The sequence below is a fragment of the Pseudomonas sp. EZ-C24 genome (assembly GCF_014525325.1).
GTDB lineage: Bacteria > Pseudomonadota > Gammaproteobacteria > Pseudomonadales > Pseudomonadaceae > Aquipseudomonas > Aquipseudomonas shirazensis.
This window is the reverse complement of record NZ_JACDIU010000006.1, coordinates 12445-36024: the sequence shown is the minus strand read 5'-3', so window position 1 is coordinate 36024 and position 23580 is coordinate 12445. Positions and strand designations below refer to the sequence as shown.

At 63.0% G+C, this 23580-nt stretch carries 24 protein-coding genes and 3 tRNA genes; 14 read left to right on the top strand and 13 right to left on the bottom strand.

Going from position 1 to position 23580, the window contains the following annotated elements:
• Positions 1 to 9 precede the first annotated feature (9 nt).
• A complete protein-coding gene (locus IDM28_RS02485) occupies positions 10 to 690 on the bottom strand; it encodes an energy-coupling factor ABC transporter permease (RefSeq protein ID WP_188035289.1) in 681 nt (226 codons plus the stop codon).
• A gap of 251 nt (positions 691 to 941) precedes the next feature.
• Between IDM28_RS02485 and IDM28_RS02480 the strand changes: the two genes are divergently transcribed.
• From IDM28_RS02480 to IDM28_RS02470, 3 genes are all read left to right on the top strand, one after another.
• Positions 942 to 1571, top strand: coding sequence for a DUF1780 domain-containing protein (locus tag IDM28_RS02480; RefSeq protein WP_101316252.1), 630 nt, complete (start codon positions 942 to 944; stop codon positions 1569 to 1571).
• A 132-nt stretch (positions 1572 to 1703) separates the two neighbouring features.
• Positions 1704 to 1877, top strand: a complete 174-nt coding sequence (locus IDM28_RS02475; RefSeq protein ID WP_101316250.1) for a DUF3094 family protein — start codon at positions 1704 to 1706, stop codon at positions 1875 to 1877.
• Positions 1878 to 1958: 81 nt separating this feature from the next.
• Entirely contained in the window at positions 1959 to 3254 is a 1296-nt protein-coding gene (locus IDM28_RS02470; RefSeq protein ID WP_188035288.1) for an NAD(P)/FAD-dependent oxidoreductase, read from the top strand.
• A gap of 49 nt (positions 3255 to 3303) precedes the next feature.
• On the opposite strand, the gene IDM28_RS02465 is transcribed toward IDM28_RS02470, so the two are convergent.
• Positions 3304 to 4104, bottom strand: a complete 801-nt coding sequence (locus IDM28_RS02465; protein ID WP_181089066.1) for an AraC family transcriptional regulator — start codon at positions 4102 to 4104, stop codon at positions 3304 to 3306.
• Positions 4105 to 4214: 110 nt separating this feature from the next.
• Here IDM28_RS02465 and IDM28_RS02460 point away from each other — a divergent pair, with 110 nt between their 5' ends.
• Positions 4215 to 5123 (top strand): EamA family transporter, encoded by a 909-nt coding sequence (locus IDM28_RS02460; RefSeq protein WP_188035287.1) that lies wholly within the window; start codon positions 4215 to 4217, stop codon positions 5121 to 5123.
• A gap of 50 nt (positions 5124 to 5173) precedes the next feature.
• Here the strand turns inward: IDM28_RS02460 and IDM28_RS02455 are convergent.
• The 6 genes from IDM28_RS02455 to rluD all read right to left on the bottom strand — a co-directional run bounded on the left by IDM28_RS02455 (position 5174) and on the right by rluD (position 10465).
• Positions 5174 to 5249 (bottom strand) — tRNA-Lys (locus IDM28_RS02455).
• Positions 5250 to 5255: 6 nt separating this feature from the next.
• Positions 5256 to 5332: transfer RNA gene (locus IDM28_RS02450), tRNA-Pro, on the bottom strand.
• Between the two features lie 3 nt (positions 5333 to 5335).
• A tRNA-Asn gene (locus tag IDM28_RS02445) sits at positions 5336 to 5411 on the bottom strand.
• Positions 5412 to 5902: 491 nt separating this feature from the next.
• Complete coding sequence (gene clpB / locus IDM28_RS02440; RefSeq protein WP_101316241.1) at positions 5903 to 8467, bottom strand: ATP-dependent chaperone ClpB; 2565 nt, start codon at positions 8465 to 8467, stop codon at positions 5903 to 5905.
• A 295-nt stretch (positions 8468 to 8762) separates the two neighbouring features.
• Entirely contained in the window at positions 8763 to 9506 is a 744-nt protein-coding gene (pgeF, locus tag IDM28_RS02435) for a peptidoglycan editing factor PgeF (protein WP_150569976.1), read from the bottom strand.
• Positions 9503 to 10465: a 23S rRNA pseudouridine(1911/1915/1917) synthase RluD gene (gene rluD, locus IDM28_RS02430; protein ID WP_101316237.1), complete on the bottom strand. Its 963-nt coding sequence runs from the start codon at positions 10463 to 10465 to the stop codon at positions 9503 to 9505. Before rluD ends, pgeF begins: the two co-directional genes overlap by 4 nt.
• Positions 10466 to 10613: 148 nt before the next feature.
• Here rluD and IDM28_RS02425 point away from each other — a divergent pair, with 148 nt between their 5' ends.
• The 10 genes from IDM28_RS02425 to IDM28_RS02380 all read left to right on the top strand — a co-directional run bounded on the left by IDM28_RS02425 (position 10614) and on the right by IDM28_RS02380 (position 20438).
• Entirely contained in the window at positions 10614 to 11633 is a 1020-nt protein-coding gene (locus IDM28_RS02425; protein ID WP_101316235.1) for an outer membrane protein assembly factor BamD, read from the top strand.
• Positions 11634 to 11879: 246 nt separating this feature from the next.
• Positions 11880 to 12104 (top strand): PP0621 family protein, encoded by a 225-nt coding sequence (locus tag IDM28_RS02420; RefSeq protein WP_188035286.1) that lies wholly within the window; start codon positions 11880 to 11882, stop codon positions 12102 to 12104.
• A gap of 191 nt (positions 12105 to 12295) precedes the next feature.
• Positions 12296 to 13060, top strand: a complete 765-nt coding sequence (locus IDM28_RS02415; protein ID WP_150572773.1) for a FadR/GntR family transcriptional regulator — start codon at positions 12296 to 12298, stop codon at positions 13058 to 13060.
• Between the two features lie 90 nt (positions 13061 to 13150).
• Entirely contained in the window at positions 13151 to 14353 is a 1203-nt protein-coding gene (locus tag IDM28_RS02410) for an ABC transporter substrate-binding protein (RefSeq protein WP_101316229.1), read from the top strand.
• 60 nt (positions 14354 to 14413) lie between these two features.
• Positions 14414 to 15274: a branched-chain amino acid ABC transporter permease gene (locus IDM28_RS02405; RefSeq protein ID WP_101316227.1), complete on the top strand. Its 861-nt coding sequence runs from the start codon at positions 14414 to 14416 to the stop codon at positions 15272 to 15274.
• Between the two features lie 2 nt (positions 15275 to 15276).
• Positions 15277 to 16284, top strand: a complete 1008-nt coding sequence (locus tag IDM28_RS02400) for a branched-chain amino acid ABC transporter permease (RefSeq protein WP_101316225.1) — start codon at positions 15277 to 15279, stop codon at positions 16282 to 16284.
• Positions 16284 to 17036 carry an ABC transporter ATP-binding protein gene (locus IDM28_RS02395; RefSeq protein WP_188035285.1) on the top strand — a complete coding sequence of 251 codons (753 nt, stop codon included), beginning with the start codon at positions 16284 to 16286 and terminating at the stop codon, positions 17034 to 17036. Before IDM28_RS02400 ends, IDM28_RS02395 begins: the two co-directional genes overlap by 1 nt.
• Complete coding sequence (locus IDM28_RS02390) at positions 17036 to 17731, top strand: ABC transporter ATP-binding protein (RefSeq protein ID WP_101316221.1); 696 nt, start codon at positions 17036 to 17038, stop codon at positions 17729 to 17731. Before IDM28_RS02395 ends, IDM28_RS02390 begins: the two co-directional genes overlap by 1 nt.
• A gap of 12 nt (positions 17732 to 17743) precedes the next feature.
• Positions 17744 to 19027: a Zn-dependent hydrolase gene (locus IDM28_RS02385; RefSeq protein ID WP_259407013.1), complete on the top strand. Its 1284-nt coding sequence runs from the start codon at positions 17744 to 17746 to the stop codon at positions 19025 to 19027.
• 1 nt (position 19028) lies between these two features.
• A complete protein-coding gene (locus IDM28_RS02380) occupies positions 19029 to 20438 on the top strand; it encodes an amidase (RefSeq protein ID WP_188035284.1) in 1410 nt (469 codons plus the stop codon).
• 34 nt (positions 20439 to 20472) lie between these two features.
• Here IDM28_RS02380 and thiO read toward each other — a convergent pair whose 3' ends face one another.
• From thiO to IDM28_RS23775, 5 genes are read right to left on the bottom strand one after another with little or no spacing between them, the layout of a single operon-like run.
• Positions 20473 to 21570: a glycine oxidase ThiO gene (thiO, locus tag IDM28_RS02375; protein ID WP_188035283.1), complete on the bottom strand. Its 1098-nt coding sequence runs from the start codon at positions 21568 to 21570 to the stop codon at positions 20473 to 20475.
• Between the two features lie 37 nt (positions 21571 to 21607).
• On the bottom strand, positions 21608 to 22003 hold the full coding sequence (locus IDM28_RS02370) for a type IV pilin protein (RefSeq protein WP_188035282.1): 396 nt from the start codon (positions 22001 to 22003) through the stop codon (positions 21608 to 21610).
• Between the two features lies 1 nt (position 22004).
• Positions 22005 to 22487, bottom strand: a complete 483-nt coding sequence (locus IDM28_RS02365) for a hypothetical protein (protein ID WP_188035281.1) — start codon at positions 22485 to 22487, stop codon at positions 22005 to 22007.
• Entirely contained in the window at positions 22484 to 23137 is a 654-nt protein-coding gene (locus IDM28_RS02360) for a PilW family protein (protein ID WP_188035280.1), read from the bottom strand. The genes IDM28_RS02365 and IDM28_RS02360 overlap by 4 nt, the downstream gene beginning before the upstream one ends.
• Complete coding sequence (locus IDM28_RS23775) at positions 23134 to 23484, bottom strand: prepilin-type N-terminal cleavage/methylation domain-containing protein (RefSeq protein WP_262499965.1); 351 nt, start codon at positions 23482 to 23484, stop codon at positions 23134 to 23136. The genes IDM28_RS02360 and IDM28_RS23775 overlap by 4 nt, the downstream gene beginning before the upstream one ends.
• Positions 23485 to 23580: the final 96 nt, after the last annotated feature.

Here is a 23580-nt window from a genome sequence, read left to right as displayed (position 1 = left end):
TGATGGGCCTCAGCGCTCGTCATCCTTCCGCGGCGCCTGCAGGTAGCGGGTGCGGTTGAAGGTCTCCAGCCATTCCGGGCAGAACACCACCAGTGCACTGATGACCATGCCGTTGATAAAGGCTTCGGGAAACATCATCAGCCACAGGTACCCGACAAAGTCCGTCAGCCACTCGGGCATGGCGAACAGGCCATCGACCCAGAGCAGGCCCAGCGCAGCCGTCAGGCACAGCAGGGCTGACAGCGCAGCGGCGAAAAAGCCTGAAAATATATAGATGAACAGGTTACGCGGCTGCGCCCGCTCGACCAGGATCGCGCAGGTTTCGGTAACCAGCACCGGCAGGCCGACGATCAGCAGGCCGTTGATGCCGAGCGCGGCCCAATCCTGCCGGCCGAGCGACAACAGCCCGAGTTGAGCGATGAAGCCGGCGATGATCGCCAACGGCCAGTCGAGCAGCAGGGTTACGGCAGTCATGCCGATGAAGTGGTAGGAGACGCCGGTGTCGAAGTCGCGACGAACCAGCCATAACGCAAACAAGGCGAATATCGCGCCGAACAGCAGGTGTTGGCGGCGACGATCGCTGCACAGTTCGATCCAGCTGCTGCGCGATATGGCCCAGAGCAGCAGTGGCAGGTAGGCCAGCCAGCCGAGGGTGAGGCTGGTGGTGGACAGGACCTGTGCGCTGATCACGTTTGATGTCTCCTGTGTTGACTATCCATTCTTCCAAACCTGGCGCGCTCGGCGTAGGAGCGGCCCTGTGTCGCGAAAGGGCTGCGCAGCGGCCCCACATTTTCAGCTTCGCCGCTGATATCGCCGGGCCAGCTTCGCTGGCCTTTCGCGACACAAGGCCGTTCCTACGGGACCGCGTTGACCTGGAGGTGGGCTGATTTACATCGGTAAACAACATCTTACCTTCACAGATTAGCGGCTAAGCTTGAGCCATGGATGACTCAGATTACCTGCGCCTGCTTACTATCCAGGCCGAACAGGCCAATGCCTTTCTGTCCAATGCCCGCAAATGGGAACGCGAGCGTTGGGTCTGCCAGCGCCTGCTGCAGGGGCTGAACATCCCCTACCGCAACGAAGACTTCACCCCCGCCGGGCAGGAGCCGCCGGACGTGCTGTTTCGCGACGCGGCATTCGAGGTATTTTTCGTGCTGGATGAGGGTCGGCGGCTGAATGACGAGTGGCGCGAAGAGCTGCAACGGCGGCGCAGTGCTTTCTCGCTGAGCCAGCTGGTACGCCGCGAAGCCCGGCCCAGACGCATCAGCGCGCAGGAATTGCTGCTGCGCCTGGCACCAACCTTGCGCAAGAAAGCCCACAATTACCGCGAGCGCGGCCTGGAGCTGAACGAGCTGGATATCATCGCTTTTGCCAGCCTCAAGCGTGAAGTGCTCGACCTGAACAGCCATTTCCCGCCGCCGACCGAATACCTGCGCCAGGGCTGGCGGTCGTTGTCGCTGGTCGGACCAACCTTTGCCCGGGTGCTGTTCGCCCACCCGGACGCGCCGGATTTTCTGCGCGGTAACCTGGGACGCAGTATCGTTTTCGATGTCGGGATCAGTCTTTGATCCACTGCCGAGAGTCTTTGCAGCGGCGTACACTCGGCGGCATAGACAGAAAGTATTATCATTCGTCGCTGCCTGGTGCACGAACCCTGTAGCGTTCGTGCAGTCTCAAGCGTCTATCTGACGAGGCCCACCATGACCAGCCGCCTGAATCCTGAAGATCAGCGTCGCGTCGATGAGTATCTCAAAGCCCCTCAGCACCAAGTCGAGCGCAGGCCTTTTCGGCCATGGCTGCTCCTGGCGCTGGTGGTGGCAGTGACCATCGGTCTGGGCCTCTTGAGTCGTTTGTTGAGTGGACTGGTGCTATGAGCTGCGTTGCGCTCGCCCTCCCCTCGGCCACGACGCCGGCCCTCAGGGCCAAGCATTCGTTTAACCTTATGAGATATCTCCATGACACATCGCATCGTGATTGTCGGCGGCGGCGCCGGCGGCCTGGAACTGGCGACCCGCCTGGGTAAAAGCCTGGGCAAGAGCAAAAAGGCCGAAATCACCCTGGTCGACGCCAACCTGACCCACATCTGGAAACCGCTGCTGCACGAAGTCGCGGCCGGCTCGCTGAACTCTTCGGAAGACGAGCTCAACTACGTCGCCCAGGCCAAATGGAACCACTTCAACTTCCAGCTCGGCCGCATGAGTGGTTTGGAGCGTGAGAGCAAGCAGATCCAGCTGGCGGCCACCCTCGATGAAGACGGCCGCGAGCTGCTGCCAGCGCGCACCCTGGGCTACGACACCCTGGTAATTGCAGTTGGTAGCAATACCAATGATTTCGGTACCTTGGGCGCGGCGCAGCACTGCTTGTTCCTCGACAGCCGCAAGCAGGCCGAGCGCTTCCATCAGCAGCTGCTCAATCACTATCTGCGCGCCCATGCCGGTAATGCAGCGGGCGAAAAAATCAGCGTGGCCATTGTCGGTGCCGGCGCCACGGGCGTCGAGCTGGCCGCTGAGCTGCACAACGCCGCGCACGAGCTGGCCGCCTACGGCCTGGACAAGATTCAGCCGCAAGACATGCACATCACACTGATCGAAGCCGGCCCGCGCGTGTTGCCGGCATTGCCTGAGCGCATCAGCGTACCGGTGCACAAGACCCTGGAAAAACTCGGGGTAACGGTGCTGACCAACGCCTCGGTCAGTGAAGTGACCGAAGATGGCCTGAAAACCGCCTCCGGCGAAGTGATCCAGGCCAGCCTCAAAGTATGGGCGGCAGGTATTCGTGCGCCGGGCTTCCTCAAGGATATCGACGGCCTGGAAAGCAACCGGATCTACCAGCTGGTGGTGCGCCCTACCCTGCAGACCACACTGGATGACGATATCTTCGCCTTTGGCGACTGCGCTGCATGCCCACAACCGGGCAGCGACCGCAATGTGCCGCCTCGCGCGCAGGCTGCGCACCAGCAGGCCTCAATGCTGGCCAAGAGCCTGAAAGCGCGCCTGGAGAACAAGCCGCTGCCAACCTATGCCTACAAGGATTACGGCTCGCTGGTCTCGCTGTCGCGCTTCTCGGCAGTGGGCAATCTGATGGGTAACCTGACCGGCAGCGTGATGCTGGAAGGCTGGCTGGCGCGGATGTTCTATGTGTCGCTGTACCGCATGCACCAGATGGCGCTGTATGGCGCATTCCGCACGGCGATGCTGATGATTGGCAGCAAGATCGGCCGCGGCACCGAACCGCGACTCAAGCTGCACTGATGTAAAAACTGCCGGGCCGCAGCCTTGCGGCCCCGGTGGCTACGCCTCGCTAACCGCCTCTCCTGCCGCTTGCTGACTCCGCCATATAACGGCTTGGCACCTCGCCCAGCACCCGCTTGAAAACAGTCGCAAAGGCACTTGAGCTGCTGTAGCCAAGCGCTATTGCCACCTGCGTGACTGGCTCGCCGTTGCCCAACCTGATCACCGCCGCGTGCAGGCAAGCCTGTTGCCGCCATTCGATGAAGCTGATGCCGGTCTGCGCCCTGAACAGGCGAGTGAACGTGCGCCGGCTCATGGCCGTGCGCTGGGCCATGGCATCAATGCCGACCTCCAGTGAAGGCTGCTCGAGAAACTCGCGGCAGGCCTGCGCCAGCCGCGGCTCTTGCGGCAGTGGCGCATTCAGCGACAGCGCCGGCATGGCCGCGATCTCATGCAACAACAGGCCCATCAGGTGGCCATCACGCCCCTCTGCGGCATACAGCGCAGGGACCTCAATCGCCTTGTCCAGCAACTGCCGTAGCAGTGCAGATACACCGTACACCTGGCACTCCTCCGGCAAGCCCAAAGCCAGTGCAGCAGGCTCGCGGATATAGGTGTTGAGCATGGTGACCGGGCCACGCATGTGCATGGCATGACCCAGCCGCGCCGGCACCCAGATAGCCCGCTGGGGCGGCACCACCCAATTACCCCTGTCGGTAAACACGGTGATGACGCCACATGAGGCGTAGGCAAACTGCCCGCGCTGATGGCTGTGCGCGGCAAATACCTGGCCGTCGGCGTAATCACGCACCGTCACCACCGCATCACGCGGGACGTTCTGGTAAGGATCAAGACCGAGAGATTCTTTCATGGCCTGATTTTAATGATAGTTGGCCTCAAGCTGAAAGCAGGCCAGCGCCATTTCTCGCGTATTTCCCGCTCTCGCGCCTGTGCGCTCGTTGTTCCGGGAAAAGTCTGACAATGCAGAAAAAGCACCTGTGCCTGGCCGTCATGGTCACGGCCATCTGGGGGTTGAACTTCCCCATCACCAAGCTCGGCCTGGCCGAGATCGATCCGCTGCTGCTGACCGCGCTGCGCTTCAGCCTTGCCGCCCTGCCTTGGGTATTCGTGGTCAAGCGGCCGCAGGTAAGGTTTCGCTGGCTGGCCGGCTACGGCTTGATCTTCGGCGTGGCCATGTGGGCGCTTATCAACCAGGGCATCGCTTTGGGCGTACCACCTGGCAGTGCCTCGCTGCTGATTCAGCTGAGTGCGTTTTTCACCTTGGGCTGGGGCGTATTGTGGTTTGGCGAAAGCCTGAATCGGCCACAACTGATCGGCATATGCTTGGCGGCTCTTGGCCTGTTCGGCGTGCTGGTGGATGGCTCAGGCACCGTCAGCACTGTCGGTTTAGCGCTGGTAATCGCCAGCGCCCTGGCCTGGAGTATTGGCAATGTACTGATCAAAAAGTCGAAGGTGCAGGAAATCTTTGCTTTTGTGGTCTGGGCCAGCCTGTTCCCGCCAATCCCGCTATTACTGCTGACCTGGCTTGCACACGGCTCAGCACCATTCACCGCGCTGCCGGCCCAGTTGCACGGGTTTACCTTGTTTTCGCTGGCGTTTCAGGTATACGGCGCGACGCTGTTTTGCTACTGGGGCTGGAACCTGCTGCTGCGCGAATACCCTGTATCACAGGTAGCACCGCTGTCGCTGCTGATCCCGCTGTTCGGCATCGTCAGTTCGATGCTGATACTGGGGCAATGGCCAAGTACATTGGGGTTGGCGTCGATGCTGCTGATCTTGCTGGCGCTCGCCGTCGGAGCACGCCCTGGAAAGGCTGTGCAGGCAGGTCGGCAAGGTGGCGGGGGCAGGCGGGAAAACCTGCAGAGATAAAATCCAGACAAAGAAAAAGGGCACCTCAGTCGAGGTGCCCTTCTCTTACATGGTGGGTCGTGTAGGATTCGAACCTACGACCAATTGGTTAAAAGCCAACTGCTCTACCAACTGAGCTAACGACCCGGAATATGGTCGGGGTGAGGGGATTCGAACTCCTGACATCCTGCTCCCAAAGCAGGCGCGCTACCGGACTGCGCTACACCCCGAAATGGCTCCGCGACCTGGACTCGAACCAGGGACCCAATGATTAACAGTCATTTGCTCTACCGACTGAGCTATCGCGGAACTAAACTTCGATCTTCCGATCTCGAAGGCTGTTTAAGCTTCGATCTCTTCAACACTCTGCATTTCTGCGTTTGCGTCTCTGAGGCCGGCTATTCTACATCCTTCGTTTTGCTTGTCAACCCCCAATTTGCATTCAACTTACTGATTTGCAAACTGTTTTCAGATCGTCGTTACCGCTGGCGATCTGCTTAGTGGCTGACAGCGGGGCGTATATTAGGAGCACTCGATTTTAGATGCAAGCATAAATTTCAATAATTTTACGGGCTTACCGCGAGCCCCCGTAAATTGGGGGTTTTGCCGGGATTATCAGTAGCTTACGAGCGCCATACGAGCCAACTGGAGGGCAGAAAACGCTGCTGAATCTCGCTTCGGGATGGGCAGAATAATCGTCGTGGCAGGCGTTTTTCTCAGGGTCAAAGCTGTTTTTGGGTAAAAAAACCCAGAAAATTTTCAAAAAAAAGCCCCGCACGTGCGGGGCTCAAGATTATTTTTTATTCGAAGACTATTTCTTCGCCTTCGACCTTGGCGGTAATCGTCGTCCCCGGCATGAACTGCCCTGCCAGGATCAACTGCGCCAGCGGGTTTTCGATCCAGCGCTGGATCGCGCGCTTCAGTGGACGTGCGCCATACACCGGGTCGTAGCCAATCGCGATCAGCTTGTCGATCGCCTCCGGGCTCAGTTCCAGCGACAGCTCGCGCTCGGCCAGACGGCTGCGCAGGCGGCCCAACTGGATCTCGGTGATACCGGCGATCTGCTCACGGCCCAGCGGCTCGAACACCACCACCTCGTCGATCCGGTTGATGAACTCCGGCCGGAAGTGGTTACCCACCGCGTCCATTACCGCCGCACGCTGCGCCTCACGGTCGCCGACCAACTCCTGGATCTGTGCCGAGCCGAGGTTGGAGGTCATCACGATGACCGTGTTGCGGAAGTCCACCGTACGGCCATGGCTGTCGGTAAGGCGACCATCTTCAAGCACTTGCAGCAGCACGTTGAATACATCCGGGTGGGCCTTCTCGACCTCGTCCAGCAGCAACACTGTGTACGGCTTGCGGCGCACGGCTTCGGTCAGGTACCCGCCCTCTTCGTAACCTACATAGCCTGGTGGAGCACCGATCAGGCGAGCCACGGAATGTTTCTCCATGAACTCGGACATATCGATACGCACCATGGCCTCTTCGGTGTCGAACAGGAACTCGGCCAAGGCCTTGCACAGCTCGGTCTTACCCACGCCAGTCGGGCCAAGGAACATGAACGAACCACTTGGCCGGTTCGGGTCAGACAGCCCGGCCCGCGAACGGCGCACGGCGTTGGCCACGGCGGTCACGGCCTCGTGCTGGCCAATCACGCGCTGGTGCAGCAGCGCTTCCATTTTCAGCAACTTGTCGCGCTCGCCTTCGAGCATCTTCGACACCGGGATGCCGGTCCACTTCGAGACCACTTCGGCGATCTCTTCCTCGGTGACCTTGTTGCGCAGCAGCTGGTTTTCGCTCTTGCCGTGCTGGTCGACCATCTGCAGGCTGCGCTCCAGGTCCGGGATCACCCCGTACTGCAGCTCGGCCATGCGGCTCAGGTCGCCTTTGCGGCGGGCAGCTTCAAGCTCCTGACGGGCTTGCTCGATCTTTTGCTGGATCTGCGCCGAGCCCTGTACTTCGGCTTTTTCCGACTGCCAGATCTCTTCCAGGTCGGAGTACTCGCGCTCCAGCCGCTGGATTTCTTCGTGAAGTTTCTCGAGGCGTTTTTTCGCCGCCTCGTCTTCTTCTTTTTTCAGCGCCTGGGATTCGACCTTGAGCTGAATCAGACGACGGTCGAGACGGTCGAGCACCTCAGGCTTGGAGTCGATCTCCATACGGATGCGGCTGGCCGCTTCGTCGATCAGGTCGATGGCCTTGTCCGGCAGCTGGCGATCGGTGATGTAGCGGTGGCTGAGCTTGGCCGCGGCAATGATCGCACCGTCGGTGATGGCCACCTTGTGGTGCACTTCATAGCGCTCTTTCAGGCCGCGCAGGATGGCGATGGTGTCTTCCTCGCTCGGCTCCTCGACCAGCACCTTCTGGAAGCGTCGCTCGAGCGCCGCGTCCTTCTCGATGAACTGGCGGTACTCGTTGAGCGTGGTGGCGCCAACGCAGTGCAGCTCGCCACGGGCCAGGGCCGGTTTAAGCATGTTACCGGCGTCCATGGCGCCCTCGCCTTTACCAGCGCCAACCATGGTGTGCAGCTCGTCGATGAACAGAATGATCTGGCCTTCCTGCTTGGACAGCTCGTTGAGCAGGCCTTTGAGGCGCTCTTCGAATTCGCCGCGGTACTTGGCGCCAGCAATCAGCGCACCCATATCCAGGGCGAGCAGGCGCTTGCCTTTGAGGCCGTCCGGCACTTCGCCATTGATGATGCGCTGGGCCAGGCCTTCGGCAATGGCGGTTTTACCCACGCCAGGCTCGCCGATCAGCACCGGGTTGTTCTTGGTCCGGCGTTGCAATACCTGCACGGTGCGGCGGATTTCGTCGTCACGGCCGATCACCGGGTCAAGCTTGCCTTCTTCGGCACGCTTGGTCAGGTCGACGGTGTACTTGTCCAGGGCCTGACGCGACTCTTCGACGTTGGCGTCGTTGACGGCCGCACCGCCACGCAGGTTATTGATGGCGTTTTCCAGGGCTTTCTTGCTCACGCCCTGGCCGAGCAACAGTTTGCCGACCTTGCTGTTCTCGTCCATGGCCGCGAGCAGCACCAGTTCACTGGAGATGAACTGGTCACCCTTCTGCTGGGCCAGACGGTCGGCCTGGTTGAGCATGCGCGCCAGGTCCTGCGACATGTTGACGTCGCCGGTAGGGTTCTGGATTTTCGGCAGTTGGTCGAGCTCTTTGCTCAACGCCTTGCGCAGGCTGTTGACGTCAAAGCCGACCTGCATCAGCAGCGGCTTGATCGAACCACCTTGCTGGTCGATCAGTGCTTGCAGCAGGTGCAACGGTTCGATGGCCGGGTGGTCCATGCCCACCGCTAGGGATTGCGAGTCAGATAACGCTAATTGCAGTTTGCTGGTTAATCGGTCTATTCGCATGGGGATACCTTCCTAAATAAGGGCAGGCCGGAGCGATGGACACACCTGATGAAGAAACCTGCCAGAGATGACTAATAGATAAGGCTTATTCTGGGAGTTTCAAGCTTAGCGGGGTTGATCGAGATCAGTTACGGGAATGTCCTACAAGAACGATGACTGCATGAGGAGCTGGCAATGCTGGGGCGCTTTGCGCCCCTTTCGCGACACAAGGCCGCTCCTACAGGTAGTACGCGGTCCCCTGTAGGAGCGGCCTTGTGTCGCGAAAGGGCTGCAACGCAGCCCCGGCGCTCTCAAATCAGACGCAGAGCGGATCGAGCCAAACCAGCGAAGCGAAGCGCCCACCCTGCGGGGTGCGCCGATAGGAATAGAAGCGTGGGTCGCTGACCGTGCACAGGCCACCACCATAGACAGCAGTGATGCCGCGCGCCGCAAGGCGGATGCGTGCCAGCTGGTAGATGTCGGCCAGCAGTTTGCCCGGGCGCTCACCCGGCACGAATGCTTCGGCGGCTTGCGGGTGCTCGGCAGTGAAGGCGTCACGGACTTCTTCGCCTACTTCGAATGCGCTCGGGCCAATGGCCGGGCCGAGCCAGACCAGCACCTGATCGGCCGGCACTGCCAGGCGCTCGAGGGTAGCCTCGAGCACGCCGCCCGCCAGCCCGCGCCAGCCGGCATGGGCTGCGGCAACGCGGGTACCGGCGCGATCGCAGAACAACACTGGCAGGCAGTCGGCGGTCATCACCGTACAGGCAATGTGCGCCTGGTCGGTCCAGCTCGCATCGGCTTCCATCACCTGCGCCGGGTTAGCATCAGCCACCACCACGCCGTGGACTTGCTTGAGCCAGGCGGGATGAATGTCGAATTGCTCACTGAGGCGTCGGCGGTTTTCACTGACGGCAGCCGGGTCGTCGCCGACATGATCGCCGAGGTTGAAGCTGTCGTACGGCGGCAGGCTGATGCCACCCGCACGAGTGGTGACGCAGGCGCGCACTGTGGCCGGGGCTGGCCAATCAGGGCGCAGCAACTGCGTCAGACCGTTCATCCGATAAAGCTGTCGCGGTCTTCCTGGAGCAGCTCCAGCAAGCCGACGAAGTCTTCCGGCAGGGCCGACTTCCATTGCATCCGCTCACCCGTGAGCGGGTGATCGAGGGCGAGGAAGCGTGCGTGCAGGGCCTGACGCGGGAAGGTCTTCAGCGCAGTGACCATTTCCGGCTCGGCCGCAGGCGGGATGCGGAAGCGACCGCCGTAGGTCTGATCACCAATCAGCGGATAGCCGACGTGGGCCATGTGCACGCGGATCTGGTGCGTACGGCCGGTCTCCAGCTTGACCCGCACATGGGTGTGCGAACGGAAGCGGGTGAGCACGCGGTAGTGACTGACGGCAGGCTTGCCGGTCTCGGTCACCGCCATGCGCTGACGCGAGCCACCGTGGCGGCCGATCGGGGCGTTGATGGTGGCACCGGAGGTGACCACGCCAATCACGATGCACTCGTAGATGCGGCTGACACTGCGGCTCTGCATCTGCTCGACCAGCTTGGTCTGCGCCTGCAGGGTCTTGGCCACCACCATCAGGCCGGTGGTGTCTTTGTCCAGGCGGTGGACGATGCCCGCACGCGGCACATTGACGATGTCTGGCACGTGGTGCAGCAAGGCATTGAGCAGGGTGCCATCGGCATGCCCGGCAGCCGGGTGGACAACCAGCCCGGCAGGCTTGTTGATCACCAGGATCTGCTCGTCTTCGTAGACGATGTTCAACGGGATGTCCTGGGCGATCCACTCGCCCTGGGCTTCCTGCTCGGCCTCAAGGACCAGCTTGGCACCGCCATAGACCGGATCGCGTGGACGCACGACTTGACCGTCGACCGTCAGACGGCCGTCCTTGATCCAGGTGGTCAGGCGCGAACGCGAGTACTCGCCGAACAGTTGGGCGGCGATCTGGTCGAGGCGCTGGCCGCCCATTTCGGACGGGACCTCTTCGCTAAGTTGGATGATCTCGGACATGCTCGATTCGGCTGGCGCACAGCCTTTGGTTTCAACTGCGCGCTTGTGGTTAAATACGGCTTCTTTTGCCCTGGGGTCAACCCGGGGGCGCTCATCATAACAGGACGGCACCGCCCAAGACAGCGGCCGTCAAAGGACGCAAGCCGCCATGCAAGTGAAACACCTGCTGCTGATCGCCCTCCTCGGGCTTACCGCTGCCTGTTCCTCGAACAAGGAAGTGATTGACGAGAACCTCAGCGAAGCCGAGTTGTACCAGCAGGCGCAGGCCGACCTGGACAACAAGAGCTACACCAGTGCCGTCAACAAGCTCAAGGCCCTGGAATCGCGCTACCCGTTCGGTCGTTACGCCGACCAGGCCCAGCTCGAGCTGATCTACGCCAACTACAAGAACACCGAGCCAGAGGCTGCCAAGTCGGCTGCCGAGCGCTTCATCCGGCTGCACCCGCAGCACCCGAACGTCGACTACGCCTACTACCTCAAGGGCCTGACTTCGTTTGACCAGGACCGTGGCCTGCTGGCGCGGTTCCTGCCGCTGGACATGACCAAGCGTGACCCGGGCGCTGCCCGCGACTCCTATAACGAGTTCGCCCAGCTGACCAGCCGCTTCCCCAACAGCCGCTACGCGCCTGACGCCAAGCAGCGCATGATCTACCTGCGCAACCTGCTGGCCGCCTACGAAATCCACGTTGCCGACTACTACATGAGCCGCCAGGCCTATGTCGCTGCGGCCAACCGTGGCCGTTACGTGGTCGAGAACTTCCAGGAAACCCCATCGGTCGGTGACGGCCTGGCGGTGATGGTCGAGGCTTACCAGCATCTGCACCTGGACGAGCTGGCCAATACCAGCCTGGAAACCCTCAAGCTCAACTACCCAGATCACCCAAGCCTGGTCGACGGCAGCTTCGAGCCCAAGCAAGCTGATGGTGATCAGCGTTCGTGGCTGTCCAAGGCGACCCTGGGCCTGATCGAGACCGACACGCCGCTGCCGCCAGGTGAGACCCGCGCCAATCAGGACGTGGTTCGCCAGTTCAAGGATGCCCGTTCGGAGATTCCGCAAGACTTGCTGCCTAAAGATGAAGACGGTGATCCGATTCTGCCGGCCGGTCCGAAAGAAGCCGAAGAGAGCCGTTCGTGGTTCAGCTACGCAACCTTTGGTCTGTTTGATTGATTTGATACAGGCTGCCCTTGTAGGAGCGGCCTTGTGTCGCGAAAGGGCTGCGCAGCGGCCCCACGATCTACGCAGCGCCGCAGAATTGCTGGGCCCGCTGCGCAGGCCTTTCGCGACACAAGGCCGCTCCTACACACAGCAAGCACGATGTCGGAAAAACAAAAAAGAAAGGGAAGCCCAAGGCCTCCCTTTTTTTTTGCCCGCGTCCTAGACTGTCGGCTCTTCTTCTCGACCAAGCTGGACACCATGGTTCGCCTACTTTTCTGGATCGCCCTGATCGCCGCAGCGTTCTGGCTGTGGCGCAAATTCAAGCTCAGCCAGCAGGCGCGCCCCGCGCAGCGCCTGGATGACCCGCTGACCATGGTGCGCTGCGCGCACTGCGGCGTGCACCTGCCCAATGACCGGGCGCTGCACCGTGGCAGTCAGTGGTACTGCAGCCCAGCCCATCTGGAGCAAGGCCCGAAAGACTGATCAACGGTCTGCTCCGGCCAAGCCGCTGTAACCCGGTTACAGCGGCTTTTTCATGTCCGCCCGCTGAACACACATACCCGTAGCCGACCCATCCGCTCCATTTACGACCCCCTCCCCGCCTCAACTCTTGACCCACCGGCGGCAAATTCGCTAAATCCTATTTATCCGCATAAATATGAAAAATAGCCCGCATGCTCAAACCCAAGCGCAAACGTCAGAAGCTGTCGGACATGATCGTCGAGTCGGTCAAGCGCTCGATCGTCACCGAGGCGCTGCACCCCGGTGACCGTCTGCCAACCGAGCGCGAGCTGATGGAGCACTTCGAATGCTCCAAGGGCACCGCCCGCGAGGCGCTCAAGGCGCTCGAGGTCGAGGGCCTGGTCAGCACCCGCACCGGCCCGAGCGGCGGCGCCTACCTCAATGAAGTCGGCACCGAACCGGCCAGCCGTGCGCTGCGCAACTACCTGCATTTTCAGCACCTGGATGGCGAGCAGGTGTACCAACTGCGCAAAGTCATCGAGGTCGAGCTGGCGGTTTCAGTGATGGGCCGCCTCAGCGACGCCGACTATGCCGCGCTGCAAGCCAACATCGATTTCTGCAGCACCCCGGAAGACAGCGAAGAAGGCCAGCGCGAGCAGCGTTTGGCCGAGCTTGAGTTTCATACCCTGCTGGCCGGGCGCTGCGCCAACCCGCTGCTGAGCTTCATGGCAGTGTTTCTCAACGACCTGCTGCGCGACCTGGTGGTGCTGAAAAAAGCCTACCTGCCCAAGCGCCAGCAGTTCGCCGCGGCCAACATCGACTATCACAAGCAGCTGCTCGACGCCCTGCGCGCCAACGATGAAGCCGCCGTGCGCCGCTTGATGCACGAGCACATGTGCGACGCCGAACACCACATGACTGCGCTGGAAGGCGAAGTCGCCCGCAATTTCCTCCTGGAGTTCAGCCACAACCACTGATTCGCCTGGACAGAGGCCTGCACACAGGCCCGGCCGTACCCGCTTTGTCATTGCCACTCCTGCCTAATAACCACAAACAAGGAGTTACTCATGCAAAGACGTACCCTGCTCAAAGCAGGCCTTGCCCTCGGCGCCCTCGGCAGCCTCCCGTTGGGAGCGTCGCGGGTGTTCGCCGAGCAACCGTTGACCTTCTATGGCCTCAAGTCGATGTCCGGGCCGTTTGCCAGTTACGGTAAATATGCCGACATGGGCTCGCGCCTGGCGATTGCCGAGCACCCGCAGCTGCTCGGTCAGCCGCTCAAGTACAAGGTCATCGATACCGAGGGCAACGCCGGCAAGGCGGTACGCAAGGTCCAGGAAGCCATCGGCCAGGACGGAGCGCGGTTCTTTCAAGGCTGCACGCTGTCGTCCTCGGCGCTGGCGGTGTCGAAGGAAATCAACAAGGCCGGCGGCGTGTTCATGACCCCGGTCGGCGCCGACGAGATCACCGGCAAGGACTGCAACAGTTCTACCTTCCGCTGGTCGGTGCCGACTTACGGCGCCATTCGCGAAACCCTGGTGCCGCTGATCAAGCTGCTGCCCGAGGCCAAGCGCTGGTACACCATCACCCCGCAGTACGTGTTTGGCGATGCCCTGCTGGACAATGCACGCAAGGTCTTCAGCGAACACGGCATCGAGCACATCGGCAACAGCTACCACTCGCTGCAGGAGCAGGAGTTCTCCGGCTACCTGACCAACGCCATTGCCGCCAAGCCGGACGTACTGGTGCTGCTCAACTTCGGCAGCCAGTCATCCAATGCACTGCGCCAGGCGGTCAACTTCGGCATCAAGGATCGGATGAAAGTGCTGCTGGTGTGGTCGGCCGGGCTCGATCAATTCCAGGAGCTGGGCAGCGATGTACTGGAAGGCGTGTACCTCGGCGCGCAGTATTGGCATCAGGTTGACACCCCGCTCAACCGCGAGCTGGTCGCGGCCACGCGCAAGGCCTACGGCATCAACCCCAATTACCCGCTGGCGGCCGACTACATCGGCACCCGGGTCATGCTCGAAGCCATCATCAAGGCCAACAGCCTCGACGGCGCCGCAGTGTCCAAAGCCCTGCAGGGCATGAGTTTCCAGGGCCCGACCGGCGACGAGCTGATCCGCCCGGGTGACCATCAGGTGCTCAAGGACTACTACCTGCTGCGCGGCAAACCTCAAGCACAGATGCGAGATGACGATGATCTGGCCGAAGTGCTGCACGCCGGCCGTTCGTTCATCGAGGTCTCTCAAACCGGTTGCGCCCTGGCCTGACGCCACGCCTTCCCACTCGACAAAATTGCAGGCGCGCGGCGCGCTGCAGAGGGCACGTTCATGCTCGATTTGTACCTGTTCCAGCTGCTCAACGGCCTTGGCCTGGGGATGATCTACTTCCTCATTGCCGTGGGCCTGACAATCATTTTCGGCTTGCTCAACTTCGTCAACTTCGCCCACGGTGCGTTTTTTCTGCTGGGTGCCTACCTGTGCTACACCGCCGTGGCGCTGACCGGCAACTTCTGGCTGGCGCTGCTGATCGCGCCGCTGGCGGTAGCCGCGCTGGCCTGGGTGGTTGAGCGGGTGCTGATCAAGCGCATCTACCACTTGCCGCACACCTTCCAGATTCTCGTCACCCTTGGTATCGCGCTGATCATCCAGGAAGCCTCGGTGCTGATCTGGGGCCCGGTCGGCAAGCACATCGCGGTGCCGCCGGAGCTGCGCGGGGTGCTGATCATCGGCGACTTCATCTACCCCTATTACCGCCTGTTCCTGATCGGCTTCGCCGCCTTGATCGGCCTTGGTCTGTGGCTGCTGCTGGAGCGCACCCGCTTCGGCGCCCTGGTGCGAGCCGGCAGTGAAAGCACCGAGACGGTGTCGCTGCTGGGCACCAACATCTTCCGCCTGTTCTCTCTGACCTTTGCCCTTGGCGTGGGCCTGGCGGGCGTGGCCGGGGTGCTGTTTGCGCCACTGCGCGGGGCGCAGCCGTTCGTTGGCCCGGAGATTCTCGGCATCGCCTTCGTCGTGGTGGTGATCGGCGGCATGGGCTCGTTTGGCGGTGCGCTGGTTGGCGGCCTGCTGGTCGGGGTGGTGCAAAGCATGATGAGCAGCCTCTGGCCGCAAGGCGCCAGCCTGATGATCTACGGCGCGATGGCGGCGGTGATCCTGGTTCGTCCCTACGGCCTGTTCGGGAGAGCATGAACATGACTGAGAAAAATCCACTGGCCGTGGCCAAAGGGCATGGCCCGGCGCTGCTGCTGTTGCTGCTTGTGACCCTGATCGGCTTGCCGCTGATCCTGCCGTCGACCACCCTCGCCACCGAGATCCTGATCTTTGGCCTGGCCGCGCTGGCCTGCAACCTGCTGCTGGGCTACACCGGCCTGCTCTCGTTCGGCCAGGGCATCTTCTTTGGTGCCGGTGCCTACGGCGCGGCGCTGCTGATGATTCACCTGCAATGGGGCATGCTCGGCGCTCTGGTTGGCGCGGCGCTGTTCGGCGCGCTGCTGGCCTTGCTGGTCGGTGCGCTGGCGATTCGGCGCAAGGGCATCTACTTCGTCATGCTGACCCTGGCCTTCAGCCAGATGGCGTACTTTCTGGCCTACACCCTGAGCGGCTGGACCGGCGGCGACAACGGCCTGCTCGACGTGCCACGGCCGAACATCACGGTTGCCGGGCATGTGTTGCTCGACCTTGCCGACCCGCGCCACTTCTACGCGTTTGTCGCGGTGCTGTTCCTGCTGATCTTTGCCGGCGCCCTGCGGGTGATCCGCTCACCGTTCGGCAGCACCTTGCTGGCGATCCGCGAAAACGAAACCCGCGCTGCGGCCATCGGCTATGACATTCGCCACTTCAAGATCCTGGTGTTCATGTTGTCTGGCGCCATCACCGGTATCGCCGGGGCGTTGTACGCGATGCTGCTGCACTTTGCCCCGCTGTCGAACATCGACCTGATGATGAGTGAAAACATCCTGATCATGACCATCGTCGGCGGCACCGGCTCGCTGTTCGGCTCGTTGCTCGGCGCCGGCGCGATCGTGCTGCTCGGGGACGTGCTGTCGGAGCTGTGGCCGCGCTGGCTGATGCTGCTGGGGGTGATCCTGATTCTGGTGGTGGTGTTCATGCGCGGTGGGCTGTGGGGTGGCCTGGCTGATCTGGCCAAGCGCCTGCGCCCTTCGCCTGCCGTCGATGGCAAAACCAAGGAGCAGCTGTAATGAGCGAATTCCTCCTCGAAACACACAACCTGCAACTGGCCTACGGGCCGTTCCATGCCGTCGATGGTGTCGACCTGAAAGTCCGTGCCGGCACCATCCACACCGTGATCGGGCCCAACGGCGCCGGCAAGACCAGCCTGTTCCACTGCCTCACCGGTGAGCGCCAGGCCACCGCCGGCAAGATCCTCCTCAACGGCCAGGACATCGTCCGCAAACCGTCTCACGGCCGCGTCGCTCTGGGCATGGCGCGCTCGTTCCAGCTCACCAGCCTGTTCCAGAACCTAAGCGTGCGCGAGAACCTGCGCCTGGCCGCGCAGGGCCGCGATGGCCTTGGCGCGCTCAACTTCTGGCGCAGCGTCGAGCACAAGCGCAGCCATTGGGACACCGCTGACCAGGTGCTCGAACGGCTCAAGCTCAACGGCCGCGCCGAGACCTTCGCTGGCGAGCTGTCGCACGGCCAGCAGCGGGTGCTGGAAGTCGGCATGTCGATCTGCGCCAAGCCCACCTTGCTGATGCTTGACGAGCCCACCTCGGGCATGGGCATCGATGACATCCCGGTGATGACCGACCTGATCTGCGACCTGGGCCGCGACCACACCGTGCTGCTGATCGAACACAACATGAGCATCGTCATGTCGATCAGCCAACGCATTACCGTCATGAGCCACGGCCAGATCCTGGTCGAAGGCACCCCGGATCAGGTGCGCAACGACGAACGCGTGCGTACCGCCTACCTTGGAGAGGCCGCCTGATGCTCAGCGTCGAATCGATCCATTCCTACTACGACAAGAGCCATGTGCTCGAGGGCGTTTCGCTCAAGGTCGAGGCCGGTGAGCTGGTGACCCTGCTCGGGCGTAACGGCGCCGGCAAAACCACCACCCTGCGCAGCATTCTCGGCATCGTCCGCCCGCGCCAGGGCCAGATTCACTTCAACGGCCAGCCGCTGGTCGGTCGCGAGATTTTTGACATCGCCCGCCAAGGCATCGCGCTGGTGCCGGAGCACCGCGGCATCTTCCGCCAGCTGGACGTCGAAGAGAACCTCAAGATCGCCGCGCGCAAGCACAGCCGCTGGCAGCTGGAGGACGTTTACGCGATGTTCCCGCGGCTCAAGGAACGTCGCCGCAACAGCGGCTTTGCCCTGTCCGGGGGCGAGCAGCAGATGCTGGCGATTGCCCGCGCGCTGCTCAATGGGCCCAAGCTGCTGATCCTCGACGAGCCGACTGAAGGCCTGGCCCCGGTGATCGTCGACGAACTGGTGAAGATCCTGCGGCGGATCAAGGACGAAGGCCTGTCGATCCTGCTGGTCGAGCAGAACCTCAAGGTCTGCGACGCCCTCGCCGACCGTCACTACGTGCTGGAACAAGGCCGCGTGGCCTATCAGGGCAGCGCCGAGCAGTTCCGCGCCGACCCGAGCATCAAGAACCGCTACCTGGCCTTGAGCGCCTGAAGGAGACCGACCATGAACAGCCAAAACCCTATCGATCCAACGCAAGCAACACTCGGCCAGGGCGCCTTGATCAGCCGCGAGCGCCTCTGGCAGTCGCTGATGGACCTCGCCCGCCTCGGTGCCACCGCCAAGGGCGGCGTGTGCCGGCTGGCTCTGACCGACCTCGACCGCCAGGCGCGCGACCTGTTCGTGCAATGGTGCACCGAGGCGGGCTGCAGCGTCAGTGTCGATGCCATCGGCAATATTTTCGCCCGCCGTCCGGGGCGCAACCCGGACCTGGCGCCAGTGATGACCGGCAGCCATATCGACACCCAGCCCACCGGCGGCAAGTTCGACGGTTGCTACGGGGTGATGGCCGGGCTGGAGGTGATCCGCACCCTCAACGACCTCGGCCTGCAAACCGAAGCACCGCTGGAAGTGGTGGTGTGGACCAACGAAGAAGGCTCGCGCTTCCCGCCATGCATGATGGGTTCCGGGGTATTTGCCGGCAAGTTCGACCTCGACGAGACCCTGGCCAAGCGCGACGAGCAAGGCCTGTCAGTCGGCGCCGAGCTTACGCGCATCGGCTACGCCGGCCCGCGTGTGCCCACCGGCCATGCGGTCGGCGCCTACTTCGAGGCGCATATCGAACAGGGCCCGGTGCTGGAAGACCAGCGCACCACCATTGGCGTGGTGCAGGGTTGCCTCGGGCAGAAGTGGTTCGACCTGGTGTTGACCGGCGTCGAAGCCCACGCCGGGCCTACGCCGATGCACCTGCGCAAGGATGCACTGGTCGGCGCCGCCGATGTAGTCAGCGCGGTCAACCGCATCGCCCATGCCCATCAACCGCATGCCTGCGGCACGGTCGGCTGCCTGAGCCTGCATCCTGGCTCGCGCAACGTGATCCCCGGCCAGGTGCACATGACCATCGACCTGCGTCACCTCGACCCGCAGCAGCTCGATGCGATGGTCGCCGAGGTGCGCGCGGTGATCGAAGCCACCACGGCCAAGCATGGCCTGAGCTTCGAGCTGACGCCAACCGCTGACTTCCCGCCGCTGTATTTTGCCGAGCAGTGTGTCGACGCTGTGCGCCAGGGCGCAGTCGCGCTGGGCCTGAGCCATCTGGATATCGTCAGCGGCGCTGGCCACGATGCGATCTTCGTCGCCGAGCTGGGCCCGGCGGGGATGATCTTCGTGCCGTGCGAAGGCGGCATCAGCCACAACGAAATCGAAAACGCTGCGCCGCAGGACCTCGCCGATGGCTGTGATGTACTGCTGCGGGCAATGGTCCAGGCCGCCAATCAGGGAGCCCATTGAGATGACCGGCAAAACCGCTATCGGCGAGTTCACCGCCATCGAGCTGCTCGACCTGTATCAACGGCGCCAGCTGTCTCCGCTCGAGGTGATAGATGACGTGCTGACCCGCATCGACCAGCACAACCCGGCCGTCAACGCCTACTGCCATGTCGATGCCGAAGGCGCCCGCGCCGCCGCTCGCGCCAGCGAACAGCGCTGGCAGCGCGGAGAGCCCTGTGGCCGCCTGGATGGCTTGCCGACCTCGATCAAGGACCTGACCCTGACCCGTGGCATGCCCACCCGCAAGGGCTCGCTGACGTCTTCGGCAGTTGGGCCATGGGACATCGACGCACCGTTCAGCGGGTTCATGCGCGAAGCCGGCGCGGTGCTGCTGGGCAAGACCACCACGCCTGAGTTCGGCTGGAAGGGTGTCACCGACAACCCGCTGTATGGCATCACGCGCAACCCGTGGGATACGCGCCTGACTGCCGGCGGCTCATCGGGCGGTGCGGCGGCGGCAGCGGCGCTCAATCTCGGCGTGTTGCACCAGGGCAGCGATGCCGGCGGCTCGATCCGCATCCCCTGCGCGTTCACTGGCACCTTTGGCATCAAACCAACCTTTGGTTATGTGCCGCAGTGGCCGGCCAGTGCCATGACCATCCTCTCGCACCTGGGGCCGATGACGCGCACGGTCGACGATGCTGTGCTGATGCTCGACTGTGTGGCTCGCCCCGATCCGCGCGACGGTCTCGCCGGAGCACCGCGCCAGCGACCCTGGCTGGCCGCAGAGCAGGACTTGAGCGGGCTGCGCATCGGCTACAGCGCCGACTTCGGTTACGTCAGCGTCGACCCGCAGATTCACGCTCTGACCGCTCAGGCAGTGCAGCGCCTGGCGCGATTAGGGGCGCAGGTCGAAGAAGTCGACCCAGGATTTGCCGACCCGCTGGCAACCTTCAATACCCTGTGGTTCGCCGGCGCGGCGCGGCTGGCCAGCCAGTTGACGTCAGCCCAGCGCGAGCTGCTCGATCCGGGCTTGCGCTGGATTGCCGAGCAAGGCGCGGCCATCAGTCTCGAGCAGTACACCGCAGCGCTGGAAGCACGGGCTGAGCTGGTGGCGCGGATGAACGCCTTCCATCAGCGCTACGACGTGCTGGTGTCGCCAATGATGCCGCTGGTGGCGTTTGCCGCCGGGCACAATGTGCCGCCGGGCTCTGGGCTGGAGCAGTGGATGGAATGGACGCCGTTCAGCTACCCGTTCAACCTGACCCAGCAACCGGCGGCCTCGGTGCCGTGTGGCTTCACCCGCGAAGGGCTGCCGGTGGGACTGCAGGTGGTGGCCGGGCGCTTCGCCGATGAGCAGGTGCTGCGGGTGTGCAAGGCGTACGAGCAGCATTACCCGACTCGCCATCTGCAGGCACCGGTTATCGGCTGAGGGGCGCCGGGGGCTGCTTTGCAGCCCCAAAATCTCAAGCCAGCCGCCCGGCCGGGGCATATGGGGTGGGATCAATGATCGGCTCAACGCCCGTCAGCAAATCTACAAACAGCTGGCACGAAGCCGGCGCCAGCACCAGGCCGTTGCGGTAATGCCCGCAGTTCAGCCACAGCCCGGCATGCCCCGGCACCGGGCCGATATACGGCACACCCTCGGGTGAGCCTGGACGCAGACCGGCCCAGTGCGCCACCGGCGTGGCGTCAGCAAGCCCGGGCAACAGCTCAACGGCGGAGGCCTTGAGACTCTCCAGTGCATGCTCGGTCGGGGTCTTGTCGTAGCCGGCATGCTCCAGCGTACTGCCGATGAGGATATGCCCGTCGCGCCGCGGGATCGCGTAGCGGCCCTTGGCCAGAACCATGCTCGGCAAAAAGTCTTCGGCGCACTTGTAGAGGATCATCTGGCCCTTGACCGGTTCGACCGGCAAGGTCAGGCCCAGCGTGGCCAACAGGTCACCACTCCAGGCGCCCGCGCTGAGCACCACGTCATCGGCTTCGAGCAGGCCATCGGCCGTGTGCACACCGCTGATACGCCCGTCTTGCTGGGCAAAGCCGGTGATCTGGCAGTGCTCGCGCAGAGTGACATTGGGCAGAGCCGCCAGCGCTGCTTTCAACGACTTGACCAGCCGTGGATTGCGCACATTGGCCACCCCAGCCATGAAGATCGCCCGTGTGAAGCCGGCGCCGAGGCCCGGCACGGCGTCATATGCCGCCGAGATATCCACAGCCGTCAACGGCCGCTGCTCACGCACCGCCCACGCCAGCGCCTCGGCTTCGTCCTCAAGGTCCAGCCAGTACAGGCCGGTGACGTGCACCTCGGGGTCGACGCCGGTGCTGGCGAACAGGCGCTCGCCCAGCTGTGGATAAAACGCCTGTGACCAATGCGCCAACGCCGTGACTGCCGGGCTGTAGCGCCACGGATACAGCGGCGAGACGATGCCGCCACCGGCCCACGACGACTCGCGGCCGACTTCGCCTTGATCACACACCACCACCCGCTCGACCTTTGCTGCCAGGTTGAGCGCAGTCAGCAGGCCGATCACGCCACCGCCGACAACCACTACTTGCTTGTTCATCTGTCGATCCAATACCTGAAAAAACCGAGCTACCCCGTCAACCGCTCCAGCAACCCGCAGCGTCCTGGCTGCCCGGGTTGCTACGCACACCCGCCTGATCGAGCTGATAGTCAGCGCACTGGTCCTGCGCCATCAAACCGGTCGACAAGCGCTGCGCCTGCAGGCGGAAGCTGGCGTCATCGCGTTGCAACTGCAGGCGGTAATAGCGGCTGTCGGCGGGCAAGCTCAATTGATGCTGGTCAGTGTCGCTGTACTGGCCGCTGCGCGCATGGTGGCGCTCCAGACGCAACGCAGCGTCGTGCAGCAGGCCGACCACTTCGCTGCGGGCGGCGCGGCGCAATTGTTCGTTGTAAGCGGGGTAGGCAATGGCTGCCAGAATGCCGCTGACGGCGACGACAATCAACAACTCGATCAGGCTCAGGCCTTGCTGCATGTCATGGCTCCTGCACTCTCTGCCGCCAGAGGATTCTTTGCGGTGCCTGCGACGGGTCTACGGGCTGCGCGTATACGGCTTCGAGCACATGCCGCGCGCGGGTTTGCTGGCTGACTGCGGTCACTCGGTAGAGGGTGGCCTGAGTGCCCACGGGCAGGTGCGCAGCCCGGTCGCTTTGGCCAAGGTTCTGCAGGTTGAACCAGCCCTGCCCGGCTGCCTGCCAGTCGCCACCAGCGGCGTTTACGTCATGGGAGTCGGCTGGCGGCGAGCAGGGCTGGCACTCGTTGGGTGGCGCCACGGCGAGCCGCGCTGCGCCCTCCAGCAAGACTGCCTCGGCCTGCTCCAGCGCTTGGCTGCTGGCCAGCAAAAGCCCGGCCATGCGTGTCTGCAGCGCTGCTTCGCGCAGGGCGGCGGCGGCGAGCAGACCGAGCAGCAGGCTCAATATGAGAGCGGTCAGCAGCACCATGCCGCGTTGGCGCTTCATTGTTCTGGCAGCCGATTGCGTAGAGCGACGCTGATGGCGTACTGCTGTTCAAGATCGTGCTGTGGGTCGAACAGGCTTAGTTGCAGGTCGACCCGCTGGCCCTGCGCGTTCGTTACCAGGCTAGCGTGCAGGCTGCGCACATTGTCGATCAAACCCTGCGGCGAGCCTCGGCGCACCACCCGCAGGCTGCCATCGCGCAGCTCGTAGGTGATGCGGCTGACCGGCAAGGCCAGGGTCTGCTCGTCACCCTCGTGGACGTCGGCCCTGACCTGAGCCCAACTGCGGCAATCACTCAACACCGTCCAGTCGGCCCGGCTACCGCTGCCGGGCAACTGCCCCACCAACAGACTCAGTTGTGCGCCGCCCTGGCTGATTTGCACAGGCCTGGCAAAGGCGGCCGCTGCGCTGGGTGAGTCGAAGTCGCTGGCGTGCAAGCGCAAACAGCCGAACATACCGGTCATGCGGATATCCTGGGCGATCCGTTGCAGCGCCAGGCGGGCATCCTCTTGCTGCTGCGCCAGCGCGCCCTGCAAGCGCCAGGCTTGCACCGTAGCGACAAACACTTGGCTCGCTGCGGCCAGCAGCATCAAGCCCAAGGCCAGCGCGAGCAGCCCTTCGAGCAGGCTGAAACCCGCCTGACTGCCGTTCATGGCCAGCCCTGCAGGCTTACGCCCTGATGCTCCGGGTCACGCGCATCGGGCCAGTCGACGATGACCTTCAGCGATGACCCTGAACTTCGCACCCAGCCCTCGGCCTGCGCGCCAAGGGTCAGCCTTACCTGCGCCTGCCATTGTCCTAAATCCTCCACTGACCCGCCCGCCCTCGCCTGCTCCAGCAGGCTCTTGGCGAGATAGGTCGCCTGGCTGTGCTGCCGAGCGCTGGCGGTAGCCTGCAATGCCTTGACCTGTAAAGCCGCTGCCGCAAACAGGCCAAGCGCCAGCACCAGCATGCCCAGCACGACCTCGAGCAGCGTGATGCCCTGCTGTCCTTTGCGCATCCATGCGCTCCTTGGGAAATTTCCCGCAATGTGCCAGCCAAGTGGCCGACTGGACCTCATGTCCGCCGTGCCTGAAGCTACAGCGAAGCACTTCCA